The organism is Fodinicola acaciae (assembly GCF_010993745.1).
Taxonomy (GTDB): Bacteria; Actinomycetota; Actinomycetes; order Mycobacteriales; family HKI-0501; genus Fodinicola; species Fodinicola acaciae.
Map to the genome: position 1 here is coordinate 874,797 of NZ_WOTN01000001.1, position 17,473 is coordinate 892,269.

Here is a 17,473-nt window from a genome sequence, read left to right on the forward strand (position 1 = left end):
AGCCGGCTATTCCACCGTCACGCTCTTGGCCAGGTTGCGCGGCCGGTCCACCTCGCGGCCGAGCTGGTGAGCCCAGCACCAGGCCAAAACCTGCAGCCCGACGGACGGCAACACCGGGTCGAGCGCCGGCTCGGTCGCCGGCACCTCGATGGTGGCATCGGCCAGGCCGGCCGGAAGTCGCGCCGAGGTGACCGCGATGACCGGTCCGCCGCGCGCCTTGATCTCCTCGATGGTGGCGAGGTTGCGCGCGACCAGGTCATCGTCCGGCACGATCGCGACGGTCGGCATTTGTGGCGTTATCAGGGCGAGTGGGCCGTGTTTGAGCTCGCCGGCCTGATACGCCTCGGCGTGCAGATAGGAGATTTCCTTGAGTTTCTGTGCGCCTTCGCGCGCCACCGGCCAGCCGCGTACGCGTCCGACGTAGAAAAGGTGACGGGCGTCGCGATAACGCCGGACGATCTCGGCGATGTCGTCCTCCTGTTTGAGGACGGTCTCGATCTGGCCGGGCAACAGCCGCAGCGCGGTGATCAGCGCGGCCGCGCGGGTCGCCGGAAGGTCGCGTACGCGACCGAGTTTGACCGCGATCAAGGCGAATGCGACGACCATCGTGGTAAAGGACTTTGTCGCCGCCACCGACATTTCCGTACCGGCGTGCAGAAACACCCCCGCGCCACACGCGCGGGCGATCGAGCTGCTGACATTGTTGACCACGCCGACGACATTGGCACCTTTGCGCTGCAGCTCGCGTACGGCAGCGAGCGTGTCGTGCGTTTCACCGGACTGGCTGACGGCAATGTAAAGCGTGTCCGGATCGACGACCGGATTGCGATAGCGAAACTCCGACGCGGGCTCGGCGCGGGCCGGAATGCGCGCCAGGTCCTCGATCAGGTTGGCACCGATCTGTCCGGCATAGTACGCCGAACCGCAGCCGATCAGGGTGACCCGCTGGATCATCCGGCACTGCCGCGGATCCAGCCGTAAACCGTCCAGCCGCGCGGTGGCGGCGTTCTCGTCCAGCCGGCCACGGACACACCGGTCGACCGCGTCGACCTGTTCGTGCATTTCCTTGTGCATGAAGTCGGTGTGGTCGCCGAGCACGTCGTCGCCGGCCGGTGCCTCGATCACGGTGAGATGTTTGGTCGTACGCCGGTCGTCCAGCGTCCCGGTGCGAAACTCGTCCGGCCGTACGACCGCGAGCTCGTCGTCGTCGAGATAGACGACCTGTTGAGTGTGCCGCACGAGCGCCGCGGTGTCGGATGCCACCAGCATCTCGTGGTCGCCGATCCCCAACACCACCGGGCTGCCGCGGCGGGCCGCGACGATTTCGCCGGGCCGGCGGGCATCGACAACCAGCAGTCCAAACGTGCCGTCGACCTGTCGCAACGCCTGGCGCACCGCGCTTTCCAGCGTACGCGCGGAAGTCAGCGCGATGAGGTGCGCGAGCACCTCGCTGTCGGTTTCCGACACGAGTCGTACGCCGGCGGCGGTGAGTTCGTTGCGAAGAGCCGTCGCGTTGTCGATCACTCCGTTGTGCACCACGGCGATCCGACCGCCGGCATCGACATGCGGATGCGCATTTACCTCGGTCGGCGGACCGTGCGTGGCCCACCTGGTGTGCGCGATGCCGAGCGTCGCGGCCAGACCGTCCGGCACCAGCTGCCGCAGCCTCGCGACCCGTCCGGCGGTTTTCCTGACATTCAGCGAGAAGTCGTCCAGCAACGCGATGCCGGCCGAGTCATAGCCGCGATATTCCAGCCGTTGCAGACCCTCCAGCAAAACCGGTGCGGCCGCTCGCGCACCCACGTAGCCGACGATTCCACACATTGGTTCCGCGTCTCCTCGACGGATGGGACGGTGACAGCTGCCGGTGATCCTGCGCCTGGTCGGCGCAACGGTCCAGAGACATAAGGCCCTATCGCCGCGGACGTTCGTTTGGTTGGTTTCACAGGAAAGTCATTGAGGTTCTTTTCGGACACCGAGCCGGAAAGCCAGACCTCACCAAGGTGAGCAGCCGGTGAACGGCAGATGTACGCCAGCTAGGGGCCTTGGTCCCCAGTCGCCGGCTGAGCGGGCCAAACAGTCGGCCCGGTCGTCCGAGCGCAGGAATGCGGGCGACAAGAGCATGCTCCATTCCATGATTTCTCGCCGGAGTGCGAACGGGGCTCTGCTGCCTATGGAAGTGAACGAGGCGGTACGCCGAATAGTCGGTGCGCATTGGCGAGTCCTCGTCGTTTGCCTGCTGCTCCCCATTGCCGCCGTTTCGACGATGGACATCAGCAAAACTCCGGAATACGTGGCGACTGCCCGAATCCAGGCGTCGAGTACGCCGCCTGGTTCGGACACCGAAGCCGATTCGGTTCTCAACCGGGTCAAGGGGATCGCCACCAGTGTGGCAATAGTCAAGGACGCGATTGGTAAAGCCGGCGTGACCAACCGGTCCGCGGTTGCCGTCGCCGCGCACGAGGTGAATGTGGCGCGGCTGGGAAGCTCGGCCATTTTCGATCTTTCCGTCACCGACCCCAGTCCCGCCGTGGCGGAGCGGTTGGTCAGCAGAATCGGCCTTTCCGTGGTGGTATTCCTGAACAGCTCCGGAAACCAGACGGCCGCGTTGATGACCCAACTGCTCGACACCCAGTCGGCCGCGGTCAAGAAGCGCGAGGACGTGGCGACCAAGCTGCAGCTCGCCACCGATCCTGTGGTGAAAGCCGGCCTCAGCGCGCAGCTCGCCACGCTGGACGAGGAAATCGGCAACGTCGCCTCGTCGGTCCGGCAGTTGCAGGTCACCAATGTCACCGGTGGGTCTGCGGCGGTCATTTCGCCGCCCTCGGGCAGCCTCCGGGTGCCGTCGGGATTGTCCACGGACGCCGGCCTGGCCGCCGTCGTCGGGTTGGTGGTCGGACTGCTTTTGGCCACGTTGCTGGAAGTCCTGCGGCCGACCGTGTCAGGTGCGCGACCGTTCGCGGAACAGATCGGCGCACCTTTGCTCGGTGTGATCCCGGGAAAACGCCGTCGTGACGGGACAGAACCGGACGTCCGGTCCACGACGGCACACGAGGCGATGGTACGGATCCGGCGAGCGGCCGCCAGGCGCGGCGTCAGCGCGCTGGTCCTCACCGCCGAAGCCGGTACGGTGCGGCTTGTCGACCTGGCCGCGATGCTGACCGAGCAACTCGGCAGCCGGCAACCGGCGGGGCTGGCTGTGACGAGCGACCGGCGACCATCTTCCAACGGCCGTCGCGAGACCGAGCTGAGCGACACCGCCGTGACCATGACGCTGCCGGTCGTCGCGGACATCGCGGCAGACCGACTGCGCGTGCTGACACTGTCCGAAGTGGACGGTGGTGCGGACACCGACCGGTATGGCCTGCTCGTACTGGTCGCCAAGCGAACGTCGTTCGCGGAGTTGCGTCGGGTGGCGGATCTTTCCGAGATCACCGGCTGGCCGGTGATCGGCGTACTCGGCGGCCCGACAGGCAGAGGAGTGACGTAGGCGTGACATCGGTGGGGGGAGTTTTACCGCGGGTATGCGTGGAAACCGATGACGGAAGTCTTGGCGCGGCGGTGCGTCTGGCCGCCGGTCTGCTGGCCGGCGTCGGCCGGATCGAGTTCGCCGGGCCTGGCCGGCCGGCTGACATCGTCCACACGGTCGGCGACGTGACGACGCGGCCGGCGTCGGCGCACCGGGTGTACACCGTCGAGCGCGTGCCGCTCCGCTATGGCCGCCTGGTCGCGGACCGGTCGTGGGTCCGGCGACAACGCCGGCGCTGCGGCACCGACAGCATGTTGCTCGCACACGGCCGTACGGCGGCCCGGCTGGTCGTGGCCGCGCGGCTCGCGCTCGGCGAACGCGTGCACTGCGTACCGGTCGTGTCGCCGTTGTATTCCGACACGGCAAGGGAAAGCGCCAGCCGGTCGCAGGTCAGGGACCGGCTCGGCCTGCGGCCGGGCGTACGGCTGGTCGTGTGCGCGTCCGGGCCGGACGACGACTGGTGCGCGGCGATCGAGCGCCTCGACCGGCCGGACGTGATGGTGCTTCCGCTGCGAGACGAGCCGCTGGCCGGCCTGCTCACCGCCGCGGACCTGTTCGTGGCGACCGGCCGCGACCTGCTGGCCTGCAACCCGGCCGCCGCCGCGTTGGCGATGAACGTCCCGGTCGTCGCGGTGACCACGGACAGCGCCGCCGACCTGGTGATCCCGGGGCGGAACGGATACGTCGTGCCACCGCGGCCGGCGGCCGTCGCGCACGCGGTCGGCGCGCACCTGGACGCGTCGCCGGGCCGCACGACGGTCGTGCGCGGCGACCAGGCTCGCCGTGAGCTGCGGCGGCTCGCGCGCGGTCTGCTGCGCGTGTACGAGCAGGTGCTGACCTCCTCGATCGGTGGCCGCAGAGGTGGTCGGGGATGACCCGGACGACCGAGCCGGAGCACGCAGAGGCCGGTGTTCCGTACGCCAACTGTCACATCTGTCCGGAGGCTCGGGACGCGGCGGTCCGGGTGTTGTCCAGCGGCTGGGTGACCGCCGGCGCGCAGACGGTCGCCTTCGAGCGCGAGCTCGGTGACTGGGTCGGCGCGGCGGAGACGGTCGCCGTCAGCTCCTGTACGGCCGCGATCGAGCTGTCCCTGCGCGCCCTCGGACTGCCGCCCGGCGCGCCGGTGCTGACACCGACGTTGACCTTCTGCGGAGCCGTCCACGCGATCGTCCACAGTGGACTGAGGCCGGTGCTGGTGGACACCGACGAGGCGACCCTCACGGTGAACGCCGAGACGGTCGCGGAGGCCGCGACGCGGGTACGCCCGGCCGCGATGGTGATCCAGCACATGGCCGGTTTTCCGGTCGAGGTAAGGGAAATCGCGGCCGCTGCCGGCCTGCCGCTGGACCGCGTGGTCGAGGACGCCGCGCACGGACTCGGTGCCGCGGTGGCTGGCGAGCCGGTCGGTACGGTCTCGCGGGCGACCTGTTTCAGCTTCTACGCGACCAAAAACCTGCCGATCGGCGAGGGCGGCGCGGTCACCACGGCGGACGCCGACTTCGCCGGCCGGCTCCGCGAGATGCGCCAGCACGGCATGAGCCGGGACGCCTGGCGCCGCTATCACCCCGGCGGCGGCTGGCGTTACGCCGTCGACTCGGACGGGATGAAGGCCAACTTCACCGACCTGCAGGCGGCGATCGGCCGGGCCCAGCTGACCCACCTCACCGACTGGCAACGGCGTCGAGCGCGGCTGGCGGCCCGTTACGACGCGGCGCTGGCCGACGTGCCCGGCATTGTCCTGCCACCGCGCCGAAAAACTGGCGCACACGCCTGGCATCTGTACGTGATCAGGGTCGGGCCGGACTATGGGCGCAGCCGCGACGAGCTGATCGCTGGGCTCACCGAACGGGGCATCGGCACGTCCGTACATTTCGTGCCGGTCCACCAGTTCGACCACTTCCGGCGGATCCTCGGCCGACCGCGGCTGCCGGTCGCCGACCGGGTGGCCGACCAACTTCTTTCGCTGCCACTGCATCCGCAACTGTCCGATGTGGACGTTGACCGGGTCGTGGCCCATGTCGCGGCGCTGGGGCGCCGGACAGGAGGTCATCATGGTGCCTGACCGTTGGTGGCGGCGCCGGCCGGTCACCCAGCCGCGGGGAAGCCGCACGCTGATCCTCGGTGCCGGTGACGCCGGCCGCACGCTGACGCAGGATCTGTTGCGCAGCCCCGAATACGGACTGTCGCCCATCGGTTTTCTCGACGACGTAGAGAAGTCGCGGGTCGACCGGTTGCCGGTGCTCGGCACGCTCGGCGAGGTGGAGCGGGTCGTACGCGCGCACGGCGTCGACGTGGTGATCGTCGCGATCCCGTCTCTGCCGCCGATCGAGCTCGGCGAGCTGATGCGGTCGGCGGTCCGCAGCGGCTGCCGGGTCCGCTATCTGCCCTCGTTCCACGCCGCCGTCCAGCGGGAGACCAGAGGCGGTGACCTGTGCGAGGTCCCACCGGCCTCGCTACTGGGCCGCGACGAGGTGCACGTCGTACGCTCGGCGACCCAGGCCACCGTCCGTGGCCGGCGGGTCCTGGTGACCGGCGCCGGCGGGTCGATCGGCAGCGAGCTGTGCCGGCAGATCCGGTCCTATCGGCCGGCCGCGCTGTTCATGCTCGACCACGACGAGTCCAACCTGCACCGGTTGCAGCTGGAGGTCAGCGGCGAGGCGTTGCTCGACACCGACGAGCTGATCGTCGCGGACATCCGGGACCAGGCGCGCGTACGGCAGGTGTTCGCGACCTTCCGGCCGCAGGTGGTTTTTCACGCGGCGGCGCACAAACACCTGCCGCTGTTGGAGCGCCATCCCTGTGAAGGAGTGAAATCCAACGTCCTCGGCACGGCCCACCTGATCGACGCGGCGGTCGAGCACGGCGCCGAGCGGTTCGTGCTGATCTCGACCGACAAGGCGGCGGCGCCGACCTCGGTGCTGGGGGCCACCAAAAGGCTGGCCGAGCTGCTGGTACGCAGCCGCGCCGGCGGCGCCACCAGCATCGCCTCGGTCCGCTTCGGCAACGTGCTCGGCAGCCGCGGCTCCTTCCTGCACACGCTGGCGCACCAGATCGCGACGCACCAGCCGGTGACCGTCACCGACCCAGACGTCGACCGGTTCTTCATGACCGTCGAGGAGGCGGTCGGGCTGGTGCTGGAGGCCGGCGCGATGGCCGAGGCCGGCGAGACTTTCGTGCTGGACATGGGAGATCCGGTGCGGATCGTCTCACTCGTCGAGGCGTACGCGATGCATGTCGGCGTGTCCGACGTACGGATCCGGTTCACCGGTCTGCGGCCCGGCGAGAAGCTCAACGAGGACCTGTTCAGCGACGCCGAGGAACGGATCCCGACCGGCCATCCGCGGATCTCGGCCACCCAGGGGGTGGCGCTGCCGCCCGACTTCGCCGACCAGCTGGCCAGGTTGTACGACGCGGCCGCCAGCAATCTGCCGGACGACACGCGCAAGCTGCTGGCGGACCTGGTGCCGGAATACACACCACCGACGCTCGCGGTCCCGGCGGCCAGCGGACTGTTCGGCGACTTCTACCCGGACGACTTCTGATGCGCGCGTCGATGGTCCAGGCCGGGTCGAGACTGGTCGTGCAGTGCACCGACCGCTCGCTGACGCGGCTGCTGCTGGAGGCCGGCGACGGCGCGTGGCGGCCGGTGCCGTACCTGACCGACGCCGACATCCGCGTGACCGTGTCCCACGACCGAGCCGCGTTCGACACGACCGGATGGGAACCGCTCACCCGTGGCGCATACCGGCGAGAGGGCCGGGTGGTCCTGCACAACGCCTGCGGATCCGGCTTTGACCTGCATGTCTGCGCCGATACGGAAGAACTCGCAGTGCAGGCGCGATGGCGACCGCCGCATCGCGAACGGCTCGCGGCGTTGCTGTTGCGCTCGAGATTTCACCTGCTGGCACGGGCCGTCCTGCTGCAATATCCGGCGATGTGGTGGGCCGGACGCGCCGGCGCGGTGCCGCTGCATGCGGCCGCGGTGACCGTCGGTGCGGCGACACCGCTGCTGGTCGGCCCCGGTGGTGTCGGGCGTTCGACACTGTTGTTGCAGGCCGTCGAAAACGGTGGCCAGGCATGTTCGGACAACCTCTGCGTCAGCGCCGGCGATGAGGCCTACGGCGTGGTCGAGCCGGTACGCGTGGCCGGTGGTGGCGGTCGGCGGATGGCGTACGGCCGCGGCGAGCTCTCGCTGCCGGGCCGGGTCGACGGTCTGTGGCCGGACCGGATTGTCGTGCTGCGTCGGGGAAACAGCGCGTCGCCGGTGGTACGCGACCTGGCGCCGGAGGCGGCGGCCGGCGTCCTGACCGCCGGCACGTACATGGCCGGTGAGCTGCGTCGCTATTGGGCGTTCGCGGCGACTTTGGCGATGGGGACCGGCGTCGGTCCGGTCCATCCGCCGGTGGCCGCGGTCGCCGCCGGATTGGCCGATCGCTTGCCAGCCACCGAAATCACGCTGGCGGCGAGTCCAACCATCGGACTGGGCGAGCTGCTGGCCGGGTCGGGAGTGCCGGCATGAGAGTGCTGCGCGTCGCCACCGTCGTGACCCGGTTCGAGGCCGGCGCAGGTGTCGTCGCACTGCGTGGTGCGCGGTCGCTCGACCCGGACCGCTATCAGGTGAGCATCATCGCCGGCAGCGGCGACCGGCTGCTGGAGGAGGCCGCCGACGCCGGCCTGGACGTCATCGTCGAGCCCAGCCTGCGCGCGCCGATCTCACCACGCGACGACCTGCGGGCTCTCGGCCGGCTGACCGAGGTGATCGGTCGCGAAGGCTACGACCTGGTGCACACGCACAGCGCGAAAGCCGGCGCGATCGGCCGGCTGGCGGCACATCGCGCCGGCGTGCCGCGAATTGTCCATACGTTCCACGGTTTTCCGTTCCACGAGTTCCAGTCGGCCGCGCGGCGGTCGGCGTACGTCCACATCGAGCGCCGGCTCGGCCGGTTCACCGACGTGGCGCTGTGCGTCGGTACGAACGTGGCGGTCGAGGCGATCCGCCGCCGGCTCGTCGCACCGGAGCGGATACGCACCATCGGCGTGACCGTGGACGTCACGGCACCGGTCCGTACGCCGGCATCCACGGCAAGAGCGCGTGCGGCGTTGGGACTGCCGGTCGGCGTGCCCGTCGTTGGCGCGGTCGGCCGGCTGGCCTATCAAAAAGCGCCGGAGGATTTCGTAGCGGCGATGGTCGCGCTCAACCGGCCGGGCGTACGCGGCGTGTGGATCGGCGGCGGCGAGCTGGCCGAGAAAGTCCGCCGGCTGGCCGAAAAGGCAACCGCCGGCGTCACTTTCGTCGGCGAGCGCGCAAACGTGCCGGAGCTGCTGCCGGCCTTCGACGTTTTCGCTCTGCCGAGCCGATACGAGGGCCTGCCGGTGGCGATCGTGGAGGCGATGGTCTGCGGGATCCCGGTGGTCGCGACCGCGGTCAACGCGGTGTCCGACGTGGTCGTCCCCGGTGAGACGGGCCTGCTCGTACGGCCGGAGGATCCGCGCCAGCTCGCCGCGGCTTTGGCTTACCTGCTGGATAATCCGGCCGCTGCGGCCAGGATGGCCGGCGCCGCGAAGGCCCGGCTCGGCGAGCGCCACACCGGGCACAGCCTCGCCGACGTGCTCGTCGAGGCCTATGCAGCCGGCCGGAGTCGGGTGCATTCGATCAAGGAGCCAACATGCGCGTAGACATCATCGGCCGGCCCAACCGGCCGGACGACCTGACCGTGTTCGACAGCGCTGTCATGCCGGCCGACCCGGCGCTGCTCGACCGGCTCCGCGACGGCACGGCCACCGCCGACCTGGCCGCGCCACCGGTCGTACTTCCGGACTTCTGCCACAAAAACAAGTCGGAGATGCCGTCCAGCATCGCGGTCGCGACTCGCGGCTCGATCCGGCCGACGCTCACCGACGCCGCGCTCAACTGCGGCATGGCGCTGGCCACGCTGGACATCCCGAAGCCGGCGGTGGCCGCGGTCAGCGACTTCTATCGCCGTGTACGCGAGCGGTTTCCCAATCCGCCCGGCTGGCGGTTCGAGCTGAGCCGCAAGGAGGTCCTGCGCGCGGCCGTCGAGGGCGCCGACTTCGCGGTCGAGCGGTTCGGCATCGACCGCGCAGACCTGGACCGGGTCGAGGAGTTCGGCCGGCTGCCGGTCGACGAGCTCGGCGGTGCCGTACGCGCTCGCAAGGAGCTGCCGTGGATCTGCGTTCAGCTGGCCCGGCTGCGCTTCGGCACCATCGGTCCGAGCACGCACTTCCTGGAACTGCAGGAGGTCGAGGAGATCCTCGAGCCGGAGATCGCCGGCCGGCTCGGCCTGCACGCCGGGCAGGTCACGATGCAATACCACAACGGCGGCGGCGTGCTGACCGGCCAGATCGGCGAGATGTACGCCCGTCGCAAGTCCGCCTCGCGGATGCTCCGCACGGAGATGGCGCTGGCCAAGCCGCTCGCGCACCTGCGCGCCGGCGGCCTCGCGGACGCGCGGCGGCGATACGAGACGTACTTCCGCGCCGGCTGTCCGTCGATCCCGGTCGACGGCGACGAAGGCCGCCGCATCCTGCTCGCACAGCGCCTGTCGATGAACTACGGCTTCGCCTACCGGTTGGCGACCTACGCCATGCTGCGGCAGTTCGCGCGCGAGGCTTTCGGCGCGCGGATCAGGCTGGTCGTCGACTCGCCGCACAACTCCGTCTACGAGGAGACGGTCGGCGGCGAGACGGCGTACGTCCACCGGCACAACGCGGCACGCGCCTGGACGCCGGAGCTGATGACCGGCCATCCGGCCTTCGCCGAGACCGGCCAACCGCTGCTGGTGCCCGGTACGAACCGCACCTCGTCGTTCATCTGCGTGCCGGCGCCGCGGGCACACCGCAGCCTCTACACCGCCTGCCATGGCACCGGCAGCATCATCAGCGCCTTCGAACGGGACGGTCGATCGGGTCTGGATCCGTATGGCCGGCGCACGATGAACTTCGGCTATTCCGACGCCGACCACCAGGACGTGCCACAGCTGGACGACAAAGGCGTCGACGAGGCCCTCGGCATCCTGTCCGGCAACGGACTGGTCCGTCCGGTCGCGCGACTACGTCCGTTCGCGGTGTTGCGATGACCGCCACCGTGGCCGCACCACAGGTGTGGCGTGGTGTGCTGCCGGACCGGCCTTTCGTCACGCTGCCGTCCCGGCGCCGGCCGGTGGTGATCGCCGAGAACCAGCGCCAGGTGCGGTCGTACGTCCGCACCGCTCTGTTGACAGCGCCGCCGGGATCGCGGCTGCCGGGCTGGGTTTTCGGTGCCGCGCAACAGGTGATGCGCGCGCCGGCCAGCTGGCGGCTGATGCCGGCGCTCGACAGGCACGCCGCCGTACGCAGTGAGTTCGCCGAGTTCGTGGCCGCGCTTGGGGTCAGCGTCGCGGTGCTGAACCACAGCCACGACCCCGACACCAGGTGCGTGGTCCTGATGTTCGACCACGACCAGCGATGGCCGGTGCTCGCGGCGAAACTGCCGTCTGGGCCGGCGGCGGCGAGCCGCGTACGGCGCGAGGCCGACCGGCTGGCCGCGATCGCGCGGCTGTCGCTCGGCGACCTTCGCCGTCACGTGCCTGCCGTGGTGGAGGTGCTGGATCACGACGGCCTTCCGGTGCTGGTCACGACCGGCCAACCCGGGGTGCCGATGCTTGTCCACTATCACCGGGCCGGTCACACGGCCGATCCGCGCGCCGTACGCGCCGACTTCGCGGCCGCCGGACGCTGGCTGGCGGCCGTACGCGCCGCCACCGCCGACGGCGCCGCGCCGATGGGCCTTCCCGACGACACGGTCCAGGCGCTGCGCGACCGTCACGGTCTGGCAAAGCTCGACGCCCTGCAGTCCCGGATGGGTCGCTACGGCGTGCCGCGGACAGTCGTGCACGGCGACTTCTGGCCCGGCAACATTCTGCTCACCGCCGGCCGAGTGTCCGGTGTGGTCGACTGGGAATGGTCGCGGGCGGCTGGCAACCCGGTCCGCGACCTGGCCCGCTTCGCCGTCGGCTACTCGTCCTACCTGGACCGTCACACGCGGCCCGGCCGGCGCGTACGCGGCCATCCGGGGCTGGTGGCGGGGGAGTTCGGCGCCGGTGTGGCGTACGCACTGGACGGCTCGGGTTGGTATCCGGACCTCGTGCGCCGCTTCCTCACGACCGGACTGCGCCGCTTTGGCGTGCCGGCCGAGCTTGGTCGCGACGCCGCGCTGGCCGAGGTCGCCGCGATCGCCGCGGAGTCCGCCGACCCGGATTTCGCCAGCCGCCAGATCCAGCTGTTCAACCGGCTCGCCGAAGCGAAGGCGGCCTGACGATGCTGGACGTACGTCCTCGGCCGGAGCTGCTCGCGCCGCGTGGCACGGCCGAGCGGGCCGCGCTGCTGGCCGTGACGGCGTCGGTCGTGTTCCAGCCGATCCTGCATCCGGCCGGGCCCGGCAACAGCTCGCCGGTCGACGTCTTCCTGCTCCTCGCCTTGCTCGCCACCGCGGTGTGGGCCAGCACCAGCGGCCTGCGGCTGCGCGCGCCGTATGTGCTGCCGGTCGCTGTCTCGATCCTGGCCGGCGCACTGTCCGGCCTGTTCGGCCCACTGCCGCAGGTCACCATCCTGCCGCTGGTCCAGGACGCCGTACTCGTGGCGTGGTGCGTCGCGATCGTCAATGTCGCCCGACAACCAGGTGCGCTCCGGGTGATCAGCAGGGCCTGGGCGGTCTCCGCGACGATCTACGCCGGCGTACTGGTCGGCGCCTCGCTGCTGGGATTGACGGCGATCGAGGGAATCGTTGCCAGAGAAGGAAACCGAGCGTTGTTCACCTTCGGCGACCCGAACTACGCCGCGACGTACTGGGTCAGCTCGATCTTCCTCGTCTTCGCCACCGGCTATCCGGCCAACCGGTGGCTGCGGCGGCTGAGCTATCTGCTGCTGGCCTGGTCGTTGGTGCTGACCGAGTCCAACGGCGGCATGATCGAGCTCGCGGCGGGTGCCGGCCTGCTCCTGCTGGTCACGATCTATCGCCGCCGTGGCCTCGTGCCGGTGATCGCCGTGGTGCTCGCGGCCGGCATGGCCGCCGGCGGACTGATCGCCTCGCTCGGCCAGATCCAGGTCTGGGCCCGCGACTCCGGCCAGCCGCTGCTGGTCAACTCGCTCGGCCGAAGCAACGCGAGCAGCGCGCAACGGACCGCGCTGATCACCGAGTCGCTGCAGCTGTACGCCACTGCCGGCCTGCTCGGATCCGGTCCTTCGACGACCAAGCAGCTGCTGGCCGACCGGCAGTATCCGTACGCGAAGGAGGCGCACGACGACCTGCTCGCGGCGCTGATCGAACGCGGACCGCTCGGCGCCTTCGCGTTCGTCCTGCTGGCGGCAGTCGCCGCGTGGCGCGCGACCGTGGCGTTGCGGGCTCCGCCGACGGAGATCCCGCGGCCGGTCGGCGTGGTGGCCGGGCTGCTCGCGATGGCGGTGGCCAGCGCGTACTACGAGGTGCTGCATTTCCGATACGTCTGGCTGCTGCTCGCGCTGGTCGCGGTGCTCGCGATGCCACTGGATCCGCGCCGTACGCCGGCACCTGGAGGCCCGCGATGAGCCATCGCGCCGAAGCCGCGCCCCGACCGGTCTCCACGCTGGGTCGCCGGTCGGCCCTAGCCAATCTCGTCGCGCAGGGTGCCGCGCTGCTCTGCCTGTCGCTGGCGAGCCTGCTGGTCGCCAGGCTGGCCGGCGCGGCCGTGGTCGGTGAGTACGCCCTGCTGCGCGTGCTGCCGTGGCTGACCGGCGTCGTGGTCAGCGCCGGCCTGCCGGTGGCCTCGGCGTACTTCCTGTCCGGAAGACGTGGTGAGGACCGGCGGCTGCGGCCGACGCTCACCGTGCTGGCGGTGGCCGGCGCCGCGTTGGGTCTGCTGGTCTGGCTGGCGGCGGCGCCGCTCGCGCACCGGCTGTTCTTCTCCGCCGTACCGCTCTGGCTGCTGGCGCTGGCCGGCGCGACCGTCGTGACGCAGCTGCTGACCGTCTGGGCCAAGGCGTGCTGCCAGGGGATGGCCGACATGCGCGGCGCCAACCTGGTGATCGTCGGCGAGGAGCTGGTGTTTTTGCCGGCGTATGGTGCCGCGCTACTGCTCGGTTTCAGTGGCATCACCGCGGTCGTCGGCGGCATGCTGCTCGGCGGCGTAGTCGCGACCATCGTGTCGGTCGGACGGCTGGGACAGACCGGATTCTTCGACGACTGGGCCAAGCCGTCGGCGCGGCTCGGTGGCGACGTGGTGGCCTTCGGCGCGCGCGGCCAGCTCGGCAACCTGCTCTGGCTGGTCAACCTGCGGCTGGACTTCCTCGTCCTGGACGCCATCGCCGGACCCGCCGTACTCGGGATCTATGCCATCGCCTCGAAGTTCGCCGAGCTGATGCGGCTGCCGGCGACCGCGTTGAACTACGTGCTCTATCCGCGGTTCGCACGTGCCGAGCCGGCCGCCGCCAGCCTCGACCTGCGGCGGCTGCTTCCGCGCGCGACCGGGCTCACGGTGGCCGCGACCCCCGTACTCGCCGTCACCGCGGTGATCGCTCTCCCCATCCTGTACGGCGACGCCTTCCGGCCGGCGGTCCTCCCCGCCTGTCTGCTGCTGATCGGCCTGACCGTCGAAGGCGCCGCGGCGGTGTCGTCGGCTTTTCTTTGTGGCACCGGCCGTCCTGGTGCGAACTCGTGGGGGATGGGCGTCGGGGTCGTCGTCACGGTGGCGCTCGATCTTCTGCTGATCCCCCGGTACGGCGCCGTCGGCGCGGCCGTCGCCTCCAGCGTCGCGTACGCCGTCACCACCACGCTGCTCTCGATCCTGAGCTATCGATTTGCGCATCACAGAACGAAAGAAGCAAGGACATGACGCTCAGGAAGCTGGCGTTCGCCGCCGTGGTCGGACTCGCGCTGGTGACGCTGCCGGCCGCCTCACCGAGCGCCGCGGCGACACCGACCTGCGGGACGACCGCGGCGCCGGCCGGATTCAGCGTGACGCTGTGCATCACCGCTCCGGCCAACAACGCGGCGGTCACCGGCAAGGTCGCGGTGACCGCCACCGTGCAGATCAGCGGGACCGCGCCGTCGGTCAACGGGATCACGTACACGATGGACGGCAAATACCTTCTCTTCGATGCGCAGAGCCCGTATTCGTTCACTCTGCACACCTATCTGTACGGCTTCGGCGGCCACACGCTCAGAGGTGCGGTGGCCTTCAGTGGTGGCTACACCGCCAACCCGGTCGCGTTGCGGCTGTCGGTCGGTTTGCAGCTGCCACCGCCGGGTCCGGCGCCGTTCCGGCCGACCAGCGGCACGACTCCGCCGGTCGGCAAGCCACTCGTGATCGCCTCGACCGGCGACGGCGCCTCCGGCCTGACCGCGGAAAAGCAGGTCGCCACCCTGATCGGCGGCTGGAACCCCAACCTGTTCCTCTATCTCGGCGACGTGTACGGCCACGGCGCCACCGAGGAATATCCCAACTGGTATGGCGAAAACGGCAGCTTCTATGACAGGTTCCGGTCGATCAGCAACCCGGCCATCGGCAACCACGAATACGAAACCGACCCGACGGCGAAGCCGTATTTCACCTACTGGGGCGGCATTCCGCATTACTACAGCTACAGCATCGGCAACTGGCATTTCGTGAGCCTGGACAACACGGGGGAGTTCAACCAGGGCGCCACGACGTCCGCGCAGTACCAGTGGCTTTCCAACGATCTCAGTAAAAACACCAAGCCGTGCACACTCGTCTACTTCCACCGGCCGTTCTACAGCGGGGACACCGACGAGGAAGCGACCGACTATCGGGCCTATTGGCAGCTGCTGGCGACCTACCACGTGCCGATCGTGCTGAACGGCCACTCGCACAACTACCAGCGCTGGCAGCCAATGGACGGCGACGGCAACGTCACCCCGACCGGCGTCACCGAGCTGGTCGCCGGCACCGGCGGACAGTGGATCAGCCCGCTGGTCACGCACGATCCGCGGCTGGCGGCCTATCTGGACACCACGGCCAACGCCTGGGGTGCGATGAAGCTGGAGCTCAACCCGGCTGGCGCGACGTACCGTTTCACCGACGTCTCCGGCGTGACCGGCGACTATGGCGCACGTGCCTGCGGCACCGACACGGCAGCGCCGACCGCGCCGACCGGCGTACGCGCCACCGCGCCGAGCGGTCGTGAGGTGGACCTGTCCTGGACCGCCGCGACCGACAACGCCGGCGTCGCCTCGTACGAGGTCCTCCGCGACGGCGTCGCGGTCGGCACCGCACGCGGCGACCAGACCTCGTACGTGGACACCACCGTGCCGGCGTCGACGACGATGGCGTACACGGTCGTCGCGATCGACGGGTCCGGCAACCGGTCACCGGCCTCGGTGGCCGCGTCGGTCACCACGCCGGCACCGGCACCGACGTACGTGCAGTCGGCGGTCAACGCGACCGGCGGTCGCGCGACCTCGCTGACGGTCGGCCTGACCCAGCCCGTGCGGGCCGGTGACGTGCTGATCGGCTGGTTCGGCCAGTACGACTCCACCGGGCCCGTCGATGTCAGCGACAGCGTCAACGGCGCCTGGACACGGATCGCCGGCCAGACGTTTTCCAATGGCTCCGGCGATGTGGCGCTCTACTACGTGAAAGCCGCCAAGGCCGGGCCGGCCGGCCTGACGGTCAACGTGACCGCGGACTCCGCCACGTATCTGGAGGGGACGGCGTCCGAATACTGGGGGACCGCGGTCGCCGGCGCGTTGACGACGTACGCGCTGGGGAAAGGCAACAGCACGGCCGCCGACTCGGGTCCGACGGCGACCGCGCCCGCCGGATCGCTTGTCTACGGCGCGATGATCACCGGCGGCACACCGGGCACGGTTACGGCCGGCGGGACGCTGACCGTACGCGCCGCACGAGCCGGCAACTCGGTGCTGACCGCCGACACCATCGCGACCACGACCGGTCCGCAGCGAGCCGCGTTCACGCTTGGCACGGCGACCGACTGGTACGCGGCCAGCGCGGTCCTCCTGCCCGCTTCCAACGCAGACAGCACCGCGCCGTCGGCACCGACCGGGGTGACCGCGACCGCCACCAGCGCCAGCTCGGTGAACGTGACCTGGTCGGCGGCCGCCGACGACACGGCCGTGACCGGCTACAGCGTCTATCGGGACGGCGTCCTGCTCGGCGACACCGGCGCGTCCCAACTGTCCTATGTGGACAACACGGTGGCCGCCGGCGCTAGTTATTCGTACACGGTGGTCGCTTTCGACGCGGCGAACAACCGGTCGGTCGCGTCGGCGCCGGCCGGAGTCACCGTCCCGGCGAGTTCGGCCAGCTTCGTCCAGGCCGCGATGTTCAGCACCGGCAGCCGGGTAACCTCGGCGACGACCCGGCTGGCCGCGCCGGTGCGTGCCGGCGACCTGCTGGTCGGCTGGTTCGCGCAATACGACTCGTCCGGGCCGGTGCAGGTGACCGACGACGTCAACGGCGCCTGGACGCGGGTCCCCGGCACCACGTTCTCCTCGGGTTCCGGGGACATTTCTCTCTACTACAAGGAAAACTCGGCGGCCGCGGCCAGCGGTGTGACGGTGACGGTGTCCGCGGACTCGGCGACCTACCTGCAAGGCGTGGTGAACGACTACGGCGGGGTGGCCACGAGCGCCAGCCTGCTGGCCTCGGCGTCCGGCGGCGGTCGCGGCACCGCCGTCGACTCCGGCGCGGCGGCCGCACCGGCCGGCGCGCTGGTCTTCGCGGCCGTCACGACCGGTTCCAGTCCCGGCACCATCACGCCAGGCGCGAGCAACGGCGTCGGCCTGACGATGCGTACGCCCTCCGGCGCGAGCGCGTCGGCCGACGTGATCAATGCCGCCGCCGGTGACCAGAACGGCCTGTTCACCCTCGGCACGTCCACCGACTGGTACGCGGTCTGCGCCGTCTTCCGGTCAGCCGGCTGAATCCTTGG

12 protein-coding genes are annotated in these 17,473 nt (G+C 70.2%); 11 read left to right on the forward strand and 1 reads right to left on the reverse strand.

The annotated features are described in order from the left end of the window. Positions 1-6 precede the first annotated feature (6 nt). Complete coding sequence (glmS, locus tag GNX95_RS04020; RefSeq protein WP_163505795.1) at positions 7-1,824, reverse strand: glutamine--fructose-6-phosphate transaminase (isomerizing); 1,818 nt, start codon at positions 1,822-1,824, stop codon at positions 7-9. 442 nt (positions 1,825-2,266) lie between these two features. On the opposite strand from glmS, the gene GNX95_RS04025 reads away from it, so the two are divergent. Genes GNX95_RS04025 through GNX95_RS04075 form a run of 11 tightly spaced genes read left to right on the forward strand, consistent with a single transcriptional unit; the run spans position 2,267 to position 17,465 of the window. Next, positions 2,267-3,490, forward strand: a complete 1,224-nt coding sequence (locus GNX95_RS04025) for a hypothetical protein (protein ID WP_163505796.1) — start codon at positions 2,267-2,269, stop codon at positions 3,488-3,490. A 38-nt stretch (positions 3,491-3,528) separates the two neighbouring features. After that, positions 3,529-4,404 carry a glycosyltransferase gene (locus tag GNX95_RS04030; protein WP_163505797.1) on the forward strand — a complete coding sequence of 292 codons (876 nt, stop codon included), beginning with the start codon at positions 3,529-3,531 and terminating at the stop codon, positions 4,402-4,404. Beyond that, complete coding sequence (locus GNX95_RS04035; RefSeq protein WP_163505798.1) at positions 4,401-5,591, forward strand: DegT/DnrJ/EryC1/StrS family aminotransferase; 1,191 nt, start codon at positions 4,401-4,403, stop codon at positions 5,589-5,591. Before GNX95_RS04030 ends, GNX95_RS04035 begins: the two co-directional genes overlap by 4 nt. Then, the gene (locus GNX95_RS04040; RefSeq protein ID WP_163505799.1) at positions 5,581-7,071 is read left to right on the forward strand and encodes a nucleoside-diphosphate sugar epimerase/dehydratase; all 1,491 of its coding nucleotides are present in this window, start codon (positions 5,581-5,583) and stop codon (positions 7,069-7,071) included. The genes GNX95_RS04035 and GNX95_RS04040 overlap by 11 nt, the downstream gene beginning before the upstream one ends. Further along, complete coding sequence (locus tag GNX95_RS04045; protein ID WP_163505800.1) at positions 7,071-8,048, forward strand: hypothetical protein; 978 nt, start codon at positions 7,071-7,073, stop codon at positions 8,046-8,048. The genes GNX95_RS04040 and GNX95_RS04045 overlap by 1 nt, the downstream gene beginning before the upstream one ends. Next, the gene (locus GNX95_RS04050) at positions 8,045-9,205 is read left to right on the forward strand and encodes a glycosyltransferase (protein ID WP_163505801.1); all 1,161 of its coding nucleotides are present in this window, start codon (positions 8,045-8,047) and stop codon (positions 9,203-9,205) included. The genes GNX95_RS04045 and GNX95_RS04050 overlap by 4 nt, the downstream gene beginning before the upstream one ends. Then, complete coding sequence (locus tag GNX95_RS04055; RefSeq protein WP_163505802.1) at positions 9,196-10,626, forward strand: RtcB family protein; 1,431 nt, start codon at positions 9,196-9,198, stop codon at positions 10,624-10,626. The genes GNX95_RS04050 and GNX95_RS04055 overlap by 10 nt, the downstream gene beginning before the upstream one ends. Then, positions 10,623-11,843 (forward strand): phosphotransferase family protein, encoded by a 1,221-nt coding sequence (locus tag GNX95_RS04060; RefSeq protein ID WP_163505803.1) that lies wholly within the window; start codon positions 10,623-10,625, stop codon positions 11,841-11,843. The genes GNX95_RS04055 and GNX95_RS04060 overlap by 4 nt, the downstream gene beginning before the upstream one ends. Positions 11,844-11,845: 2 nt before the next feature. Continuing rightward, the gene (locus GNX95_RS04065; protein WP_163505804.1) at positions 11,846-13,111 is read left to right on the forward strand and encodes an O-antigen ligase family protein; all 1,266 of its coding nucleotides are present in this window, start codon (positions 11,846-11,848) and stop codon (positions 13,109-13,111) included. After that, positions 13,108-14,394 carry an oligosaccharide flippase family protein gene (locus GNX95_RS04070; protein ID WP_163505805.1) on the forward strand — a complete coding sequence of 429 codons (1,287 nt, stop codon included), beginning with the start codon at positions 13,108-13,110 and terminating at the stop codon, positions 14,392-14,394. Before GNX95_RS04065 ends, GNX95_RS04070 begins: the two co-directional genes overlap by 4 nt. Next, positions 14,391-17,465 carry a metallophosphoesterase gene (locus tag GNX95_RS04075; RefSeq protein WP_163505806.1) on the forward strand — a complete coding sequence of 1,025 codons (3,075 nt, stop codon included), beginning with the start codon at positions 14,391-14,393 and terminating at the stop codon, positions 17,463-17,465. The genes GNX95_RS04070 and GNX95_RS04075 overlap by 4 nt, the downstream gene beginning before the upstream one ends. Positions 17,466-17,473: the final 8 nt, after the last annotated feature.

Bases quoted from the DNA above. Each gene is read 5' to 3' on its own strand.
- GNX95_RS04040 (WP_163505799.1), top strand. From the start codon at position 5,581: ATGGTGCCTGACCGTTGGTGGCGGCGCCGGCCGGTCACCCAGCCGCGG.
- GNX95_RS04060 (WP_163505803.1), top strand. From the start codon at position 10,623: ATGACCGCCACCGTGGCCGCACCACAGGTGTGGCGTGGTGTGCTGCCG.
- GNX95_RS04035 (WP_163505798.1), top strand. From the start codon at position 4,401: ATGACCCGGACGACCGAGCCGGAGCACGCAGAGGCCGGTGTTCCGTAC.
- GNX95_RS04025 (WP_163505796.1), top strand. From the start codon at position 2,267: ATGGACATCAGCAAAACTCCGGAATACGTGGCGACTGCCCGAATCCAG.
- GNX95_RS04065 (WP_163505804.1), top strand. From the start codon at position 11,846: ATGCTGGACGTACGTCCTCGGCCGGAGCTGCTCGCGCCGCGTGGCACG.
- GNX95_RS04055 (WP_163505802.1), top strand. From the start codon at position 9,196: ATGCGCGTAGACATCATCGGCCGGCCCAACCGGCCGGACGACCTGACC.
- GNX95_RS04050 (WP_163505801.1), top strand. From the start codon at position 8,045: ATGAGAGTGCTGCGCGTCGCCACCGTCGTGACCCGGTTCGAGGCCGGC.
- GNX95_RS04070 (WP_163505805.1), top strand. From the start codon at position 13,108: ATGAGCCATCGCGCCGAAGCCGCGCCCCGACCGGTCTCCACGCTGGGT.
- glmS (WP_163505795.1), bottom strand. From the start codon at position 1,824: ATGTGTGGAATCGTCGGCTACGTGGGTGCGCGAGCGGCCGCACCGGTT.
- GNX95_RS04075 (WP_163505806.1), top strand. From the start codon at position 14,391: ATGACGCTCAGGAAGCTGGCGTTCGCCGCCGTGGTCGGACTCGCGCTG.
- GNX95_RS04045 (WP_163505800.1), top strand. From the start codon at position 7,071: ATGCGCGCGTCGATGGTCCAGGCCGGGTCGAGACTGGTCGTGCAGTGC.